Source organism: Niallia sp. FSL R7-0271 (genome assembly GCF_038005785.1).
Taxonomy (GTDB): Bacteria; Bacillota; Bacilli; order Bacillales; family Cytobacillaceae; genus Niallia.
In genome coordinates this window covers 3,239,781-3,258,513 of the sequence record NZ_JBBOTZ010000001.1, presented here as the reverse complement: position 1 = coordinate 3,258,513, position 18,733 = coordinate 3,239,781, and the positions used below count along the sequence as shown (strand labels likewise).

Genomic DNA, 18,733 nt, shown 5'->3' with positions numbered 1-18,733 from the left:
GGAGGTTGTTTGTTTGGATATAATTCAAGAGCATATAGAAAAGCTGCTGCATTATATGAAGGACGAGGCGTATAAGCCCCTGACAGTACAGGAGCTGGAGGAAGCGTTTGGAATTGAGGATTCTTCTAACTTTAAGGAGTTCGTCAAGGCATTAGTGCAGATGGAAGAAAAAGGGTTGGTTGTAAGAACGAGAAGCAATCGTTACGGTCTGCCTGAAAAGATGAATTTAGTGAAAGGGAAGATATCCGGCCATGCAAAGGGTTTTGCCTTTGTTATTCCAGAGGAGCCTGGTCTAGACGATATCTTTATCCCGCCAAATGAAGTGAAGACAGCGATGAATGGCGATATCGTGCTTGCCCGTGTCACTTCAGAAAGCTCTGGTCAAAGACGGGAAGGAACCATCGTCCGTATTCTGGAACGAGGTGTGCAGCAAATTGTCGGTACATATTCCGAAAGCAAGAATTTTGGGTTTGTTATTCCCGATGATAAAAAAATTGCCACAGATGTGTTCATTCCTAAAGGCAGCACAAAGGGTGCTGTAGAAGGCCATAAAGTAGTTGTAAACTTAACTGCTTATCCAGAAGGAAGAAAGAATGCAGAAGGGGAGATTATCAAGATACTGGGCCATAAAAATGATCCTGGTGTGGATATTCTATCTGTTATTCATAAGCATGGACTGCCGCTTGCTTTTCCTGACGAAGTGATGGCACAGGCTGACAGTGTTCCAGATGAAATTGATGAAAGTGAAATCAAAAACAGACGTGATTTAAGGGATCAGCAGATTGTCACAATTGATGGTGCTGATGCAAAGGACTTGGACGATGCGGTAACCGTTACAAGGCTGGAAAATGGCAACTACAAGCTTGGGGTTCACATTGCAGACGTTTCTTATTATGTGACGGAAGATTCACCAATTGATGTAGAGGCACAAGACAGAGGCACAAGTGTTTATTTAGTAGACCGAGTTATTCCAATGATTCCACATCGCCTGTCAAATGGGATTTGCTCTTTAAATCCAAAAGTAAATCGTCTGACATTGTCTTGTGAAATGGAAATCAGCCCGAGCGGTGAAGTGGTTAGCCATGAGATATTCCAAAGTGTCATTAAGACAACAGAACGAATGACTTATGCCGATGTTAACTCAATCTTAAATGACAAAGATGAAGAGCTGCGAGAAAGATATGCTGAGCTTGTTCCAATGTTTGAGAGAATGGAAGAGCTTGCGCAGATTCTTCGCACAAAACGGATGGGCCGAGGAGCAATCGACTTTGATTTCAAAGAATCAAAGGTTCTTGTTGAAGAAAATGGAAAGCCAAAGGATGTTGTCCTTCGTGAACGTTCTGTTGCAGAACGCCTTATTGAAGAGTTCATGCTTGTTGCCAATGAAACAGTAGCAGAACATTTCCACTGGCTGCAAGTACCGTTTATTTATCGTATTCACGAAGACCCGAAAGAAGAAAAGCTGCGCAGGTTTTTTGAGTTTATTACAAACTTCGGCTATATCGTGAAAGGTACTGCGAATGAAGTTCATCCGAGAGCTCTTCAGGAAATTATTGAAGAGGTGCAAGGCACACCAGAAGAAATGGTTATTTCAACTGTTATGCTCCGCTCCATGCAGCAGGCAAAATATTATCCAGAAAGTCTAGGGCATTTCGGGTTGTCAACAGAGTTCTATACGCACTTCACGTCTCCAATCAGACGCTATCCCGATTTAATTGTGCACAGACTTATTCGCACATATCTAGTAGAAGGTGATATTAGCGCTCCTACTCAAGAGAAATGGAACAGCAAGCTGACAGACATAGCAGAGCATTCGTCCAATATGGAAAGACGCTCTGTTGAAGCAGAACGTGAGACTGACGAACTCAAAAAAGCAGAATATATGCTGGATAAAATCGGCGAAGAATATGACGGCATTATCAGCTCTGTCACAAACTTTGGAATGTTTGTGGAGCTTAAGAATACAATTGAAGGTCTTGTACATGTCAGCTATATGACAGACGACTATTATCGCTATGATGAACGCCATTTTGCGATGATTGGTGAAAGAACAGGCAAAGTATTCCGTATTGGTGATGAGATCACAGTTCGTGTTGTTAATGTTAATAAAGAAGAGCGTGCCATTGACTTCGAAATTGTCGGCATGAAAGGAACTCGCCGCAGAGATCCGAAAAAAGAGGGCAAAGTATTTTCAACTGGCAGCACATCTCGCGCGCCACGGAAAGGAAAGTCTGGGGCCGGCAAAGATGGACGCAATGGCAATGGCAATGGCAGCAACGGGGAAGGAAAACGCAAGGGCAAAAAAGAAAGAAAGTTTTATGAAAATGCCCCAAAAGCAAAAAGAAAGAAAAAGAAACGCTAAAATGTTTTTGAGAAAGGGAAGCATATCTTGCTTCCCTTTGATAAACTTCATCAAAATTGTCCGAACAGAGATAATTTGATACAATTAGGTTATAAAGGTAGGGGATTTTAATGCCAAAAGGTGAAGGGAAAGTAGTCGCTCAAAACAAAAAAGCGAACCACGATTATTTTATTGAGGAAACATATGAAGCAGGCATCGTGCTGCAAGGAACAGAGATTAAGGCAATCCGTGCTGGCAGGGTTAACCTGAAGGAATCATATGCCCGTGTTCATAACGGTGAAGTATTTTTGTATGGCATGCATATAAGCCCATATGAACAAGGAAACCGTTATAATCATGAGCCGCTGAGAACACGCAAGCTGCTGCTTCACAAAAAGCAGATAAACCAGCTGATTGGCGACACGAAGGAAATCGGTTATGCATTAGTTCCATTGAAGCTTTATATGAAAAACGGCTTTGCCAAGGTTTTAATCGGGCTCGGTAAGGGTAAGAAAAACTATGACAAGCGTGAGACATTAAAGCGCAAAGAAGCAAACCGCAGCATCGAGCGTGCCTTAAGAGATAGACAAAAAATGTAATCCAAAAACTTACAATTGAAATCTAGGATGTTTATGTTATAATAAATTATGTCGTTAAGACAAGCATAACTTAAAGCTCCTATTTTTGAGCTTCCTAACGTTAACGCAAATAGCGTGAATCCAGTGATGTAACAATCACTAGATTTTATCCTTATGGGGACGTTACGGATTCGACAGGGATAGTTCGAGCTTAGGTTGCGAGTCGAGGGGATCGGCCTCGTTAAAACGTCAAAGCCTATAACTGGCAAACAACAAAACAACTTCGCTTTAGCTGCTTAATAGCGCTTAGCGGTTCCTCCCTCCATCGCCCATGTGGTAGGGTAAGGGACTCACTTTAAGTGGGCTACGCCGGATTCCACCGTCTGAGGAAGAAGGAAGAGAACAACCAGGCTAGCTCATCGGACGCCCGTCAGCAGGCATAAGAATGAGCGAATCGCGAATATGTTGACTACACTCGTAGAAGCTTAAGTGCCGATGTTTCTGGACGTGGGTTCGACTCCCACCGTCTCCACCAAATACATATGTTTGGTGGTTTTTTACTACTTTATAACGTAAAGCATAAAATTTCCGTTTGGAAACTTTATGCTTTATTTTTTTTTTTAGGAAATTTTATGCTTTATTCCCCATTAACCACAGAATGACTTTATACTAGAACTATAAAAATTAATGAACATGTGAATTCGTCGAGAGCAAGGTTCAGAGATGGGTCTTTTTATTATGATTGCACCAAGTATCATCTTAGAGGTTCTAGCAGGATTTTTTATTTCTATCTATACTTTTCCGGTGTTTTTACTAAACAGGACAATAAAATCGTCAACTTATTCACTCGGTTGTAAGAAATATTGAATCTAAATCCAAATTTTCAGATTCCGTTTACAATAATGGAAACGGGATGGTAGAATAAATAGATAAACTGTTAAAATTAAACAATTTAATTACTATGGGGGACAACTGTAGATGCTCGAAACAAAGATTGGATCCAATTTCCTGAATCTTTTTTACCATGAAATCCAAAATCATGAAGTACATGATTCTAGCTCAAAATTGAACCTTTTTACATTAAAAATAGAAAACAATCAGTTTACATATCATCAACTTGTGAAAAACTTAACCCATTGTATTGTGCCGTTTTGCTTATCTAATAAGGAATTAGAAGAGTTTAAGAATAATTATGGTATTTATGTAATGGCGGTTGAAAAATTAAGGGATTACGAATCAAATGATGGGGAATTAGGTGAGATTTTATTATTCTGCCTCTTAGAGTCAAATTTAAATGCTCCGAAAATAATGACTAAAATGGAATTGAAAACATCTACAAATGATTATGTTAAAGGTTCAGACGGCGTACACTTATTAAAATTAGACGAACAAAATTATCAACTAATTTTTGGAGAATCCAAGTTAAATGCGGATTTACAGAAGGGTTTATATGAAGCCTTTAAATCGATAAATGATTTTATCACACGTAAGAATAATAATATAAATCATGAAATTGGCTTGATTAATACTCATCTTCAGCGAGAAGGTGTTAGTGATGAAATGTATAAATTTCTAAAAAAAATTATTATTCCTAGTGCAACGGATGAGGAAATAAATAAGGATAACGCATTTGGGATCTTTGTTGGATTTGATTTGAAATTAGACCCAGAGTTAACGAAATTATCGAATTTAGAATTTAGAACAAAGGTAAGACAACAGATTAAAGAAACAGTACAAAATGAAATAAAATACATTCAAAAAAAAATTAAGGATTATAAATTATTTGGATATACATTTTATGTTTATACTATCCCATTTATTAACCTAGACGAAACTCGAAAAAGAGTTATAAAAAATTTAAAGGTGGCTCAAAATGATTTTTGATCGGTTGGCGGAAGATATTTTTCAGGATGATTATTTTAAAAATTTATACAATAAAATGTCCAAAAAGATAGCGAATGAAATTTTCTTAAACCCATCTCAGAAAACAATTACAAACAAGGAGTTTGTCCATCTCTTGCGATTTGCCGATATCTTGTCAAACTCTAACAAACCAGAAGCAAGGAATCTAGCTTATAAAATTGTATCTTTATTGAGTTCTGCTTATGAGGAAGACCCAATTTATAGAACATACTCCACTGCTGTTCTAACCAAATTAGGTAATTTTCCTGCTATGGATTATTTAAAGTTTGAAGTGGAGTTGCCATTTGATAGAAGTTTAGAAAAGGGATTAAAAGAAGTTAGGCAGAGGGTTAAAGGAACTGAAAATAAGTATTTTACTGATTCACAATATGATCTTTTTTCACAATTAAAGGAGTCTAATTTTCACAGTTTTGCTGGTCCGACATCCATGGGCAAATCTTTTATAATGAAGGCATTTATTCATGAAATAATCACTGCACGCAAAACAGGTAATTTTGTGATTGTTGTTCCTACACGAGCATTAATTAATCAGTTTTCCATCGATATAAAACAGGAGTTATCCAGTGTTCTAGAAAGTGAGAAATATAAAGTATTAACTAATTCTACGCTATCGGAAATCACAGTATCTAATGATAATAAGTACATATTTATTCTGACCCCAGAAAGATTATTAAATTACTTATCAGAAAAGGATAGTCCAGAAATTCATTACCTGTTAGTGGATGAAGCACATAAATTAACTGCTGAAGACGATTATCGTAGCGTCACATTATATCTCGCCATTCAGAGGACATTAAAGAAATTTAGTTCAGTAAATGTTTATTTTGCATCTCCTAATGTTTCAAACCCGGAGATATTTTTAGAGTTGTTTAATATAAAAGAAGGACTGTCTTATCGAACCAAGGAAGCTCCTGTAGGGCAAAATTTATTTTTTGTTGATTTGGTAAACAAAAGTGTAAAGCAATTTAGTGAATTCGAGGAATATGATTTCTTTCCCGATTTGTTTAAGAATGTATCATCAGGACTAGAGGTTATATATAAATTAGCGGCTAATCATTCTAATATTATTTACTGCAATTCGATTGCAGATACCGTAGAAAATGCTAGGAGATTTAAAGACTTTTTCATTAAAAATAATATACAGATGACATATGAAGAAAGAAAAGAGCTAAAGAAAGCCATTCACAATATAAAGGAACTTATCCATAATGATTTTTATCTTATTGAATGCTTGCAGTATGGTATCGCGTATCATTTTGGGAGTTTGCCACAAATCGTTAGAGATAATATAGAAAAATTGTTTAAACAAGGTATAATTAAACATCTTTTTTGTACATCAACTTTACTTGAAGGTGTGAATTTACCGGCAAAGAACGTGTTTATATTGAAAAATAAAAAAGGACTTCGAAATATATCTAAGATTGATTTTTGGAACTTGGCAGGCCGAGCGGGAAGGCTTAACGTTGAGTTATCTGGTAATATTTTTTGTATTCGAGATGATATAAAAGATTGGAAAAAAATTGATTTTCTTAACAGTAAAGATGATATTAAACTAAAAACAAGTGTTAACGTTAAAATTGAGAAAAAACTGAAAGATATTGAACAAGCACTGCAAAACAAACAAATAAAAAAGGGATCACATGATGAAAAAGAGTTAATTAAATTTATTGCAAACATTATAAGTATCGATACTCTTGAATTGAAGAATGGATACAAAAGTCCAATCATTGATAAACTTATAAATGAAAATAAATATGAGATTATTAACTATGCTCAAAAGATTATTAAAAAAAATAAAATTCCAGAGGAAGTTCTAAAGAAAAATCAGTTCATAAGCATTGTGCAGCAGAATAAGGTTTATGAATATATAAAGAAGAATAGATACCGATCAGATATTATAAAATTCCCAAGTGTCGTGAATTTTGATAACTGTCTAAAAATCCTAGAACTTTTCTACGATCTGTATGACTGGTCACAATCAGAAAAAAACTTAAAACACTTCAAATCTATGAGGTATTATGCTCAATTGATGAACAACTGGATTAATGGTTACAGTTTAAATTGGCTAATAAATCAAACACTAAAATTCAAACATAAAAACAAATTAGACATAAGGTACTATCAAAAAGGTGAACAAATAATTGAAACTTTTAATAGTGGAAACCAACGCCATGTTAATTACGAAATTAACTCACTGATTGGCGATGTAGAGCATGTATTACGATTCACATTTGAAAAATATTTTAATAATTATTACTCTTTACTAAATGAGGTAGTTGGAGAAAATCAAGCAGGAGTCAATTGGGCCAATTTTCTTGAGTTCGGTACCCAAGATACTATTGTAATCACGTTACAGAATATTGGTTTTTCTAGGCATACATCAAATTATTTAGTGAGTGAACATAAAAATTGTTTAATCACAAAAAATGGTAAATTAATTGACATAAATAAGAATAGATTAATGGAAAATTTGAATCCCGATTCAGCTGCTTATGATGAAATAAATTCAATAATTGCTTACTTATAATAGCGAAAGTGTATTAGTTATATAATAGAAAACACATCTATTCGATGCAGATGTGTTTTCTTTGGATCTATGCTGCTCATTAATTTTTATGAATAAATTATTTTCCTGATATAATCTAACAGCCGATAAGGTGGAATATTTCTATTAACTGTAAAACTGAAATTCTCCAAGATTTTTCGTTGGTGTTTATCCATATTTTCTTGTTGAAATTTATACGCATCTTTCTCAGATGGAAGTCTAAGATAATATTCAATTTTTTCAAATAGAAATAAGAAAATTTTGATTTCTTCTTATCAGAAATGGTTATTCCTGAAGTTAGATTCTTAACTGTTAAAATTTTTTCATATTGCTCTTCATTCATTTTAGAATTATTTTTCGCTCCTGCTCTAGTCTTTTTCTATTTTTATAAAAATCAACGTGAAGTCTATAGTTCTATATTCAGCATCTAATAGTGCAATACATTTCCTAATCTTAAATTCCAATTGTTTAAAATGCGTAATTTTAACCTAACAACATTTCCCTCTTTTTGATATAACAAAAAAACAGTCCAGTAATGCGCTACTTTATTTCTTCAACAATTTTAACCTGTTAAACTACGTTTGGATATCAACTCCATTTTACAATAAAAAATTTACAGTAATCTGTCCTGTCAGGGAGTTTGCAAGAGAAACGTTAAAAAGTAGTTGCAGATCTCTGAAAATTCCCTTCTAAAAATACCTATCTGTCTTTTTTATTTATAATAAACGTAAAATACATTAACGGAGGAAAACTATGCGCCATATGGACATCTATTGTGATGAATCAGGAAACAGTGGAGGAAATTACCTAGATCCTCAACAACCGGTTTATGTATTAGCTGGTTGGTCTATTGAAAAAAATCAGCGGTTCCGAGCCGACAAAATTATAGAACGGTATACCCAAACGTATTTTCCAGACAAGCGGGAACTGAAGGGAACTGAGATCTTAAAGAGCAATGAAGGTCAAAGGATAACCAACGAATTGTTTAAGGATTTAGGAAAAGTTGGATGCATGCCGTTCTTTATAATCGCAGAAAAACGATATTGTGTAGCAGGAAAAATCGTTGAAGCATTTTTCGATTCGGAAAACAATGAAAAAGTTCTACCGGTCTTTTCTTGGATGAACGGCATCAAAAAAGACATTGCCGAACTCATTTATAACATATCTAACCAATCCATAGAACAATTTGCTGAAATGCATAAAAATCCTTCAATTGAAACCGTTAAACAAGCACAGTTATCTTTAATGAATGAATTGAAAGATAGCGGAAATGAAAAGTTAGCTGATGTGATTGACGGATCATCCAAATATATTGAGGATATCCTTTGGGAAGAAACCTACAGCCAAATCGCTATGGCTAGAAAAGCCATGCATAGCCTGAATCTACCTACATTTATTTCATTTATTCAGTTAGTTGAGAAAGCAACACGTGCTGCTGGATATAAAGCACGATTGTTTCACGATGAAACCAAACAGTTTCAAGAAGCTTACCCCGAAGTATTTAGTTTATATAAGAACGCTCCGAATGCAGAATTTATCCTTGAAAACGGAATGTCAATTATTATGGGATTTCGCTCAATTAAATACTTCAAAATGCTAAAATCGGTTGAAACCCCAATGATACAAGCGGCGGACCTTTTAGCGAGTTTTATTAATAAATTTGCGTCAAGTATAGTTTTGGACAAAAAAATTACTCCTGAAATGAAGAAAATGGGTGAAACTATAGTGGGTTCATCTTTAATTAGTATGGAGATGCACGAGCTTCTTCAATTATCTGACATAATTGGTTCAGTAGAATTTCAACGGGATTTGTTTAATAAAGTGACAGGTTTAAATCTTAATAAACCAACTATTCCTAAAATAAATATTGACAAGTATCTAACTGGAAAATAAAAATGTAAAACTCCTGAAAAAGTGGTTCAGGAGTTTTTTTGAGTTCTCTACTTAATTGTGAAATCCATTATGAAAAGCATTTGTTAACGAAAAGAAATGACACCCAACAAATAGAAATGAGCAAAGGCAAGCAGTAAACTTGTCTTTGCTCATTATGTACGTTTTCCTCTTCTTTTTGAAATGCTTTCATATCTCTCTGCTGTGACTTCAGATTGTAGATAATCATCATTTAAGATTTTTAAAAATCTACGGGAATCCTTTGGTGTTAGGTTTATTTTTCAAGTATGTTGATTTAATAACATTCTTGGGTTTGGCTTTTATAAAGATTTCGGCTGAAATAGCACTTTCCGGACAGCCCCGTTATGGTTTTTATACAAATTTGATTGATTTTCAATAAGATCAGTTTTCCGTAAACGGACCATATTGTTGAGTAACTCGTATGTTACGTAGTAGACTCATACTATGCAATAAATCTCTTTAGTTTTAAAGTGACATTGTGGAACAATGTACTTAAAGAACGAAGCAGGTTAGTTAAATAGTAAATAATTATTTTGAAAACTATTTTGCGTTTGCTGACTTCAAATACAATAATTATAAATGAGGTGTGTAGTAGTGGTGAAAAGAAAATCAGGTATAGAAATTTTCTCTACTTCTGAGAACCAAGGGGAAATTTCAATAAAATTAGATTTCAAATTTCCGAAACCTTTTATGACATATGCTATCTGGAACATAAAAAAAGTAACTGAAGACGATAAAAAACATCTTGAGTTCTATGGTCCGGTTCAGATACCCCCAGGTGAAAAAGGATTATATGTATTATATGATAAAAATGACACTGTTCTGTATGTCGGAATTAATAACGAGGGTACTTGGAGTTCTTTAAATACCCGTCTAAATGACCATATCATAAATTCCAGATTTAAAGATTATATTTACCGGATTGATACATATTTAATAGATGAGCAAGAGAAAAGGGAAACAATGGAGTTCCTTCTTATAAATACATTGTTTCCTATTTTCAATAAGGATAAAACTCTTTATAAAACCAGAGAAGAAGAGTATGTAAAGAAGCCCTGTATATATAATGAAAATAAACTTTCAGATTTTGAAAAGGAGGCAAAATTATTTAATGTATCCCCTGCCTACTTTTTAATACAACATTACTGGAATATGAAATATGAAGACATGTCAGCTCCAGATGACGTTTGGAATTGGATACAGCGATATAGTAAAGAATGGGTAGATTATATAGCAGAAGAAAATAAAATCAGTCAAATTAATGTATTTAATCAGGCTTATAAATATCTAAACTTAGTAGAGTATCCTGGTGATGAATATGATGTACCGTTTGAAGAATTAGAAAATAATATATTTAGTGATTTTATGGATTGGTTAAGGCCCGATGATGAGAACTAAACTTTTTAATACATAGATTAAATTTACTTTGTTATATAGCTATTCATAATTCCTAATGAATTAACGGGAGCCTATATTTAGGAGGTAAAACAAACAAAACAAACTCAATTGCTGCACAGTACAATGATACTATGCAATAGAATAAGGATATTCCACAATCGGGCGCAATTGTGGAACAACATAGTTAGAAAATGATCAAACTTTTTTAAAAAATCAAATTTAAATCTGCCGAATGAGAATCCTTTTAGATCAATCTTTTTTTCAAAATGGATTCTTTTTATTTATCGTAAAATACTGATGTAAAGTATTTCTGATCAAACTTTATTTCAAAGCAATAGTAGAAGATATTTCAAACTAGAAGTGAAAGGATGAAAAAATGGATTACTTATATATTGATGAAAAAGGGCCGCAAGAAACAATTAGGATAACGACTCCCTATGATGGAGAGAAGAAAATTAAGTTAGGAAATGATAGCATGTATGTTTATGTTGCTGACTTAATCAAGATAAAAGAGGAATGTCTCCATGAAATTGAAGAGAAATATGAAATGTTGGAAAGAAATTACATGTCTTCTAGAAATTTTCTTGACAATAAAAAAGAATTAAAAGGAAAAGATATTTTGGGCAAGAATTTCAAGTATGGTATAGCTAGTCTAAAAGGTCGTGAATTAGATTTTTATAATTCCTTGTTTGATCTACTCCTTGAAAATCAAGTTGATAATTTATTATTTTCAATTAATAAAATGTCTCTAGTTGCAGACAATAGATTGTCAGATTGGATTCTTAAAATAGAAGAAAAAAGGTTCATACAATCGGCGAAGCTTTTAAAATATTCTCTTGTAAAATATTTGGAGATTGAAGCTAGTAATAGTGTGATTCAATCTTTTTTTGATTCGAATAAGGGAAATAAAGAAGTTCTTACAGAAATTCAAAAAGACATGATAGCATTCGTTGAAAAGAACAAGCATATCCAGAGAATGAAGGTTCAAATACAGAATTATAAGGAGATAATTCAAGCAATTAAAAAAACCAAGCATTTAATTCAAGAAACTCCTTTTGCTGTAGTCTCATTTGATTGGAACAAGGTGTCTTTTAACCTTGACTTGTGGATTACAGAAATGGACCTTATTAATAAAATTAATATGCAGTCGGCAGAACTTATTCTTGATGAAGGGATCCCCTTAGAACCGTTCAAGAAATTAAATTTTCCATCAATAAAAGAAAATGAAGATTCTGCTACTCATGTTGGACTTCGAATTTCTGATGTTTTGGTCGTAATTGCAGGAAAATATATTTCAAAATTAGCAATTGAAGTCAGGTATGATAAAAATAATCCAGAAAAAAGGAAACTTTTGTCTAGTGATTGGTTTCAATTAAATGAAGAGCAATTTGATTTATTGAAAAAGATGAATAAATATTTTTTTCCTAATGATTCAACCTACTGTTTTGTTGTTGATACGTATTTTGATGATGCACTTCTATTTGAAACTTATTTTAGATATATAAGTTCTTATGAAACTTTTAATGATTATAAGGAACATTTAGAAGCACATGTAGACCAATATTTTAAATATTTAGCAGGGAAACTTAGGTCCAAATATGAACTAGCATTAGAAAACGATATAGTAACGAGAAAGGTATATGGGAGTACGCTTTCTGGTATTAAAGCTGGAATTGTTCGTCCTATATGATCAAACTAGTACCAGGGTTATTAAATAATGAAATATACAATTGAAGAATTAGCAGATAATGTGTATCACCATAAAACAAACCAATATTTCGATTAAATTTTCAGCAAACGGGCGCGATTCTGCAGCAAGAATTGCGCCTTTCTTCATGAATAGGGCCAGATTATTGAACAAGTAATAATAGAAATATTTAATTTTTTTCAGGATTATAAAATTATTATTTTTTTTGTCGATTTTTTGTTAATATGGAGTAAAATGCTTATTTAAAAAAGGGGAGGTATTATTTTTGCTGAAAAAAGTTGTTATAGAAGGTTTATTTGGATATTTAACTTACCCAATAGATTTTTCTACCAAAGATAGTAATGTAATTTTGTTACATGGTCCCAATGGATCAGGAAAAACGACAATATTTGAAATGATAAAGGGGATTAGTAATCTAGATTTTGGCGTTTTTTTTAGCACTCCATTTACTAAATTTACTATAGAAACTTATAAATCCTCATTGTGTATTAGTAAAAAAGATAATGCATTAATTATCAATGATGAGTTTGAGATACAGATGATTGAAGAAATCCGTTTACTTGAAGATGTTAAAACAAAATCCTTTATGAAAGTAACAGAGATTTTAGAAGCTTTTGGGGCCAATAGAGTCGGGCCAAGAGAATTCGAATACGAAGGAGAAGTATACTATTATAAGGAATTAATTGATTTACTTAACAAAAAGGTTGTTATAAGTAATATACCTGAATGTGTAAGTACGTTTTCTCAAGAATTAAATATTTTATATATAAGCGCTGAGAGGTTATTTGATAATCAATTAAGAAAAGTTGTTAAACATACACAAATTTTAAAAGATATAATAAAAAATCATGAAAATAAATATGCTATTCTTTCAAAAGATTTGGATGCAAAGTTTCCAAAAAAGATAATAACTAAATCTAGAACACTAATAGATGAAATAGATTCCGTAGACATTGCTAATAGGCTTCAAAATTTATCCATAAAGAGAAACCAATTATCAAGCAAAGGAATTTTAACAGATGATGATACTAATGTGATACCAGTTGATGAAATAAAAAGTGATGATATATTTGGCAACAGTTATTTAAATCAATTTTTATATTATTATATTTTAGATAATGAAGAAAAATTAGATGTATTTAATAATTTACTAAGTAAAATTGATACATATGAGAAAATAATAAATGATTATTTTACTAATAAGGAAATACAAATTAATAAAAAGGATGGCTATTCATTTAAGTTGACAAAAGGATTACTTAAAGAAGAAGCAGTTCCCCTTAAAAATTTGTCTTCTGGGGAACAACATATTTTAGTATTATTTTTTGAATTGATTTTTAATGCAGACAAAAAACGAATTATTTTAATTGATGAGCCTGAATTGTCACTTCATGTTTCGTGGCAAATTAACTTGGTTGATATTCTTATTGATATTACTAATTTGAGTGATGATTTTTTGGTGCTTGCAACACATTCTCCTTCAATTTTGAGAAACCATAGAGATAAAGTTTTACCGGTGGGTTATGAAAATGAAACAATTTAAACCTGACCAACTTGAATTAGAAGATCATATTGCTGAATTAGAATTTTATTTATATAGCCAAAAAAGAGTTCTTATAGTTGAGGGGAAATCTGATCTTCTATTTTTTAATGTTTTATTGACTACAACAAACAATGAGGTTATTCCTTTTGTAATTGGAGAAAAAAGCAAAAATAGTAGTAGAGAAGAGATTATTAAGTTGTTTGATTATTTTCCATTAATTCAGAATCATCCAAATGTATTAGGAATTGTTGATAAGGATTTAAATGAACTGAAACCCCTAGGTTATAAAAATCTTAAACAAACAGAATTTTACGATTTAGATTGTTATTATATTTTTGGAGCAAATTTCTTGAGTTTTATTATTGAATTGGTTTGTCATGATAAAATCATAAAAAAACTAGGATTTAATCCAGGAAAGGATATTGAATATTTTCGAGAATTTCTATTAATATCTTTGTTGCCACTTACTAAAATGAGATTTATTAATAGTCAATTAAAGATTCCATTTAATAATATTTTAAAGAAATCTCCTATTAAAGATAGAAAAGAGAGGCATAAAAAATTATCAAAGTTTTTAAACGATAAATTCTCTGTAGAAATAAATTCTTTCCATAAGTACTTAACTGATTCAGGTAACAATAAGGGACTAACTTTGGAAAATTTAATTCAAGAAATTGAAAATGTAGACATCGAAAGTAAAAGGCAAGTTACTAATGGCCATGATTTGATATCAATAATTACAGCAATTATCAAAACAAATAGAAATGATTTTGACGATGTTAAGACAGAGGAATCTTTAAGGCTGTCGATGAATATTAATACATTCGACGAATTTGAATTAACAAAAAGTGTTAAGGAATGGATTTTACATATACCTACTGCTCAAGAGAAGGTTTCTTCATGATTGTTTTTTATAATTTCATGTCCTTCTAGTTTCTAAACAAAGATGTAAATTAGGAATTTTATTCAATCTGATAACATGGTTTATTCTACATACGAGCGCGATTGTGGAAGATCATTAGTCTAATTCCTCGGTAAAAATGCAGAGGAATTAGACTTTTTTATCTCTCAAAATCCTTAACATTGTAAATCTGCGGTTTTCTTGACATTCCTCAAATAGTAAACCTGTTGGTGAAAAGTGGTAAATATTGTGATAATCGGCGGTAAAAAACATGGCAGAAGTGATGCATTCTATGTTGATTGGATTATAGTTGGGTATCCTACTAATGTACGGCTATTGTGGAAACAGGGCAAAAAATCCACCTAACGGTTTACAGCGTAGAGGTGGATTTTTTATGTACTCTGTTAAAGTTCGTTCGCCCTGATGGGACTTTATTTAAAATTAGACTTTATATAAAAAGCGATTTATCAATTAACGGATAAATCGCTTTTTTTCTTTCCTTCATTTTTTGTTATTACTTCAAGAAACTTATGTAATGCTTCTAATTCTTCGTCGTTTAATTTACCTGCTGCCTTCATTACTTTATTTAAACTTATCATATCAGTAAAACTGGTTTTCTGAGAAAAGAACTGTTCAAGCGTTATTCCAAATACCTGACAGATATCAATTAAAATATCTACTGAGATAGGTTGTTTTCCCTGCTCTAATTTTGATAAATAAGGCTGAGAAATTTGGATTCTTTGGGCAAGCTCCACTGATGTTATATTATTTTCTTTTCTTAGTGTGCGTATACGATTTCCAATGTCTTCAATAGTAAGCATATCTCCCCTCCTATCGCAGTTGTTAAAATCAGACTACAACTCCATATTATTAGTAAGCAATATTTTTTCAGTTTTATAACGAATAGTAATAATTATTATTGGATATTATTACTATTAGTGATATACAAGGAGGTTTGTTTAGTGGCTCTATATTCAGCGAAGGTTCGTATTAGAGGGACTCGCCCATTTATCTTCAACCGCTTCACAGAAGAATCAATTTCTCTCCCCCATGAAAAGAAGGAGCGACAAGGAGTCGCAGGGAAGAATCCTGAAGAATGGAAAAAGACATTTAACGCAACTGCTGATGGTCAGTTATTTATAAGTGGTAGCTATATTCATCGCTGTCTTATTAATGCTGCAAAATTTACTAAAAGAGGTTTCCAATCACAATTGGCAGCTACCCTTGAAACTGTTGACGATTATATTCATTTCACTAATAGGTTTCTGCCAAGACTTGAACTCAATTACACGAAATCCTAGCCATGATGTCTACATCGATGTAAGAAGTCTAAAAATACAAAGAACATCTGGAAGACATATTAGTTATCATTTAGCTTTATCAAAAGGGTGGGAACTAGAATTTTCTATCATCTGGGAAGCTACCGTTGTAGGTAAAGAACTTATGGAGTCAGTTTGTTATGATGCTGGATTGCTTGTGGGAATTGGTGATAACAGAGTGAACGGTTTTGGAAGGTTTGATGTTTTAGAATTTAAAGCAGAGAGATTGTCCAGTCAAAGTGCCTAAATCTAGGCTTCCTTATGTTGTCTGGTATCAGAATATTAGGCCAGCAGTTTTAAAGCGAGACAACTATAGGTGTACAAGTTGCTCGAAATTAGTAAGCCACGATAAATGTCATATAGATCACATTATTAGTGGAAGGTTTGGAAGCAATCGGCTTTCTAATCTTAGAACTCTCTGTATATCATTCATTAAGACACTGCAATAGACATAGAGGACTCACAGCAAATGCGATTAGAGATGGATTAATTCCTCCTGACTGGAGGCAACAAACGTGGGAGGATTAAAACATTCGAAACAAGGTGGAGAGGCCTACCTCTTCTCCCTTGTATGATCAAGTCGTGCTGCTTGGTCACTGATGAGAACATGGCACATTTAGTAAGTGGGGTACGATACCGCTCGGCAATGCTTGGCTAGGTTCGGTTTGGTATGGAGGTTGTGTAATAATACCACCTTCTGCTTAAAAATCAGGAGGTAGTACCTTAAATATGAAAATATGAGAAGGGGTGTCTTGGGGTGGAAACTAAGAAAGATACCATCGATATTATAAAGAAAACGATTGAAGACTCTGTTTTCTGTTATGCGAACAAAGCTGGCCAAGGATTTATTCAAAAATCAAAATGTAAATGTTACTTGGCTGGAGAATTAAGTTGTGAAGCTTATAAGGAGACAATTGAATTCTATAATTTATATAGGAAGCTAGAAAAGCAAGGTTTGTCTAGAAAAGGTATTTTGGCTGAGGTGAAAAAATATTATCAATGGGATACAACGTCTTGGATTCAATATAATCTGAAGGAATGATACTTTCAGAGTTCCATGCAAACCGGAAGAAATGGCTTGAAAAATGTGTTGATGTTGTTTCATCATTATAAAATTTAGATAGAAGTGTGGTTATTTTGACCAATCAATTGAGTGAAAGAAGTATCTTATATAATTTAAAGCCAATAGGTGTGGGAACTAAATATGTAGAAAGCCTGACCAGTTACATAATGAGAATTGCATATGAACATAACATTACTATTGGTTGTTTAATTAAAAAATTAATAGCCCCCCAAGTTAATAAAGAATATTTGTTAAGAAGTATTACATATGGGGGTAATCGCTTTTATGATGGAGCTAAAACCATTAACGGCTATATGGAAAACGCAGAAGATTTAGTAAAGGTAGTGGAAACATTAACATCTAGAAGTGATCTATTCGGTCTAACTTTGAATAACTTAAAAGATTTTATCCCATTACGAAATCTTTTAAAAGAAAAACTTTCATGGTGTCCGGAGTGTGTTAAAATTTGGCAATCTAATTCAATTGTTTACTATCCTCTAATTTGGCACATGAAAACAGTAAAAGTTTGCATAGAACATAATTGTTACCTCATAGAAGAGTGCCAAGTTTGTCATAAAAAAGTAGATATACTACGCAGGCAAATGATATGCGGATATTGTCCAAATTGTTTTGCTTCATTATCTGTTAATGCAAATTGTGAAAGACCTGAAAAATTTGAGTTAACGTGGCAAACGTTTGTAATTCAAAATATTAAAGACATATTAACATTAGAAAAGAGATCAATCTCTTCAAATAGTCTTTCAGGTCAAGTAATAAGCCAATTAAATTTAATCAATGAAGAATATTTTGCCGGAAACGTATCAAACTTCTCCAAGTTCCTTACCATTCCTAAAACCACGTTACGCTGCTGGTTATCTCGTGAAAATTTTCCAACCCTCGAAACCCTACTCTTAATTTGTTTTAAATTAAATAAAAATATATTAGATTTACTATTCGAAAGAAAAAACACATGTGGTAGGATATTTCAAATTGACAATCCGTTGATTGTTGATAAAGGAAAAAAGTCTCGCAAACCACTTAACTTAGTTGATATTGATAAACAACTTAAAGAGCTTTTAATAAGCGAACCAGCAATATCTATGAGTTCAGCTGCAAATCAAATTGGTCATGATAAGCGCGTTCTTTATAGAAACTTTCCTGATCAGTGTAAGCAGATCTCAGCAAGATATAGGGAATTTGTAGTTAATAAATCAAATCAAAGAATTGAAACGATAAAAGAAGAAATTAATAATGCCTTTCTTTTTTTAACAAAGGAGGGCGTTTACCCAAGTCGTAGGAAAATGGAACAAACGGTAAATAAAAATGGATTGCTAAAAGAAAAAGTACTTCAAGACTATTGGAAAACTCTATTAACTAAGAATGGATTTACAGAATAAATCTGAGGATATTTTCAAATCCAGTATGGACTGTTTTAAGATATTATTCAATTTCTAACTGGGAAGAACAAACTCAAGAGGAATTTTTCCATACTATTAAAACTCA

15 protein-coding genes and 1 other RNA gene are annotated in these 18,733 nt (G+C 32.7%); 15 read left to right on the top strand and 1 reads right to left on the bottom strand.

Going from position 1 to position 18,733, the window contains the following annotated elements; all coding sequences use genetic code 11:
* The first annotated feature begins 55 nt into the window (after nt 1-55).
* From rnr to MKX82_RS16620, 10 genes are all read left to right on the top strand, one after another.
* Nucleotides 56-2,362, top strand: coding sequence for a ribonuclease R (rnr, locus tag MKX82_RS16665; protein WP_233316630.1), 2,307 nt, complete (start codon nt 56-58; stop codon nt 2,360-2,362).
* Nucleotides 2,363-2,472: 110 nt separating this feature from the next.
* Entirely contained in the window at nt 2,473-2,940 is a 468-nt protein-coding gene (gene smpB, locus MKX82_RS16660) for an SsrA-binding protein SmpB (RefSeq protein ID WP_127738132.1), read from the top strand.
* A gap of 155 nt (nt 2,941-3,095) precedes the next feature.
* Nucleotides 3,096-3,454: a transfer-messenger RNA gene (ssrA, locus tag MKX82_RS16655) on the top strand.
* A 443-nt stretch (nt 3,455-3,897) separates the two neighbouring features.
* Complete coding sequence (locus MKX82_RS16650; protein ID WP_341078563.1) at nt 3,898-4,803, top strand: HamA C-terminal domain-containing protein; 906 nt, start codon at nt 3,898-3,900, stop codon at nt 4,801-4,803.
* Nucleotides 4,793-7,369 (top strand): DEAD/DEAH box helicase, encoded by a 2,577-nt coding sequence (locus tag MKX82_RS16645; protein ID WP_341078560.1) that lies wholly within the window; start codon nt 4,793-4,795, stop codon nt 7,367-7,369. The genes MKX82_RS16650 and MKX82_RS16645 overlap by 11 nt, the downstream gene beginning before the upstream one ends.
* Nucleotides 7,370-8,140: 771 nt before the next feature.
* Nucleotides 8,141-9,280, top strand: coding sequence for a DUF3800 domain-containing protein (locus tag MKX82_RS16640; protein WP_341078557.1), 1,140 nt, complete (start codon nt 8,141-8,143; stop codon nt 9,278-9,280).
* A 615-nt stretch (nt 9,281-9,895) separates the two neighbouring features.
* Nucleotides 9,896-10,696, top strand: a complete 801-nt coding sequence (locus tag MKX82_RS16635; RefSeq protein WP_341078554.1) for a hypothetical protein — start codon at nt 9,896-9,898, stop codon at nt 10,694-10,696.
* A gap of 376 nt (nt 10,697-11,072) precedes the next feature.
* Nucleotides 11,073-12,386, top strand: a complete 1,314-nt coding sequence (locus MKX82_RS16630) for a hypothetical protein (protein ID WP_341078552.1) — start codon at nt 11,073-11,075, stop codon at nt 12,384-12,386.
* A 283-nt stretch (nt 12,387-12,669) separates the two neighbouring features.
* Nucleotides 12,670-13,947, top strand: coding sequence for an AAA family ATPase (locus MKX82_RS16625; protein WP_341078550.1), 1,278 nt, complete (start codon nt 12,670-12,672; stop codon nt 13,945-13,947).
* Nucleotides 13,934-14,851 carry a DUF4435 domain-containing protein gene (locus MKX82_RS16620; protein ID WP_341078547.1) on the top strand — a complete coding sequence of 306 codons (918 nt, stop codon included), beginning with the start codon at nt 13,934-13,936 and terminating at the stop codon, nt 14,849-14,851. The genes MKX82_RS16625 and MKX82_RS16620 overlap by 14 nt, the downstream gene beginning before the upstream one ends.
* A 464-nt stretch (nt 14,852-15,315) precedes the next feature.
* On the opposite strand, the gene MKX82_RS16615 is transcribed toward MKX82_RS16620, so the two are convergent.
* Nucleotides 15,316-15,669 (bottom strand): helix-turn-helix domain-containing protein, encoded by a 354-nt coding sequence (locus tag MKX82_RS16615; protein WP_341078544.1) that lies wholly within the window; start codon nt 15,667-15,669, stop codon nt 15,316-15,318.
* 141 nt (nt 15,670-15,810) lie between these two features.
* On the opposite strand from MKX82_RS16615, the gene MKX82_RS16610 reads away from it, so the two are divergent.
* The 5 genes from MKX82_RS16610 (at nt 15,811) to MKX82_RS16590 (ending at nt 18,627) form a co-directional block, all read left to right on the top strand.
* Nucleotides 15,811-16,149 carry a hypothetical protein gene (locus MKX82_RS16610; RefSeq protein ID WP_341078542.1) on the top strand — a complete coding sequence of 113 codons (339 nt, stop codon included), beginning with the start codon at nt 15,811-15,813 and terminating at the stop codon, nt 16,147-16,149.
* A 142-nt stretch (nt 16,150-16,291) separates the two neighbouring features.
* On the top strand, nt 16,292-16,414 hold the full coding sequence (locus MKX82_RS16605; protein WP_341078539.1) for a hypothetical protein: 123 nt from the start codon (nt 16,292-16,294) through the stop codon (nt 16,412-16,414).
* Nucleotides 16,407-16,616 (top strand): HNH endonuclease, encoded by a 210-nt coding sequence (locus tag MKX82_RS16600; RefSeq protein WP_341078537.1) that lies wholly within the window; start codon nt 16,407-16,409, stop codon nt 16,614-16,616. Before MKX82_RS16605 ends, MKX82_RS16600 begins: the two co-directional genes overlap by 8 nt.
* Nucleotides 16,617-16,924: 308 nt before the next feature.
* A complete protein-coding gene (locus tag MKX82_RS16595; RefSeq protein WP_341078536.1) occupies nt 16,925-17,209 on the top strand; it encodes a hypothetical protein in 285 nt (94 codons plus the stop codon).
* A gap of 107 nt (nt 17,210-17,316) precedes the next feature.
* Nucleotides 17,317-18,627 carry a TniQ family protein gene (locus MKX82_RS16590; RefSeq protein ID WP_341078534.1) on the top strand — a complete coding sequence of 437 codons (1,311 nt, stop codon included), beginning with the start codon at nt 17,317-17,319 and terminating at the stop codon, nt 18,625-18,627.
* Nucleotides 18,628-18,733 lie beyond the last annotated feature (106 nt).

What these genes read in the sequence shown, in the direction of transcription:
- rnr (WP_233316630.1), top strand. Translation starts at nt 56, where the DNA reads ATGAAGGACGAGGCGTATAAGCCCCTGACAGTACAGGAGCTGGAGGAA.
- smpB (WP_127738132.1), top strand. Translation starts at nt 2,473, where the DNA reads ATGCCAAAAGGTGAAGGGAAAGTAGTCGCTCAAAACAAAAAAGCGAAC.
- MKX82_RS16650 (WP_341078563.1), top strand. Translation starts at nt 3,898, where the DNA reads ATGCTCGAAACAAAGATTGGATCCAATTTCCTGAATCTTTTTTACCAT.
- MKX82_RS16645 (WP_341078560.1), top strand. Translation starts at nt 4,793, where the DNA reads ATGATTTTTGATCGGTTGGCGGAAGATATTTTTCAGGATGATTATTTT.
- MKX82_RS16640 (WP_341078557.1), top strand. Translation starts at nt 8,141, where the DNA reads ATGCGCCATATGGACATCTATTGTGATGAATCAGGAAACAGTGGAGGA.
- MKX82_RS16630 (WP_341078552.1), top strand. Translation starts at nt 11,073, where the DNA reads ATGGATTACTTATATATTGATGAAAAAGGGCCGCAAGAAACAATTAGG.
- MKX82_RS16620 (WP_341078547.1), top strand. Translation starts at nt 13,934, where the DNA reads ATGAAACAATTTAAACCTGACCAACTTGAATTAGAAGATCATATTGCT.
- MKX82_RS16615 (WP_341078544.1), bottom strand. Translation starts at nt 15,669, where the DNA reads ATGCTTACTATTGAAGACATTGGAAATCGTATACGCACACTAAGAAAA.
- MKX82_RS16605 (WP_341078539.1), top strand. Translation starts at nt 16,292, where the DNA reads ATGGAGTCAGTTTGTTATGATGCTGGATTGCTTGTGGGAATTGGTGAT.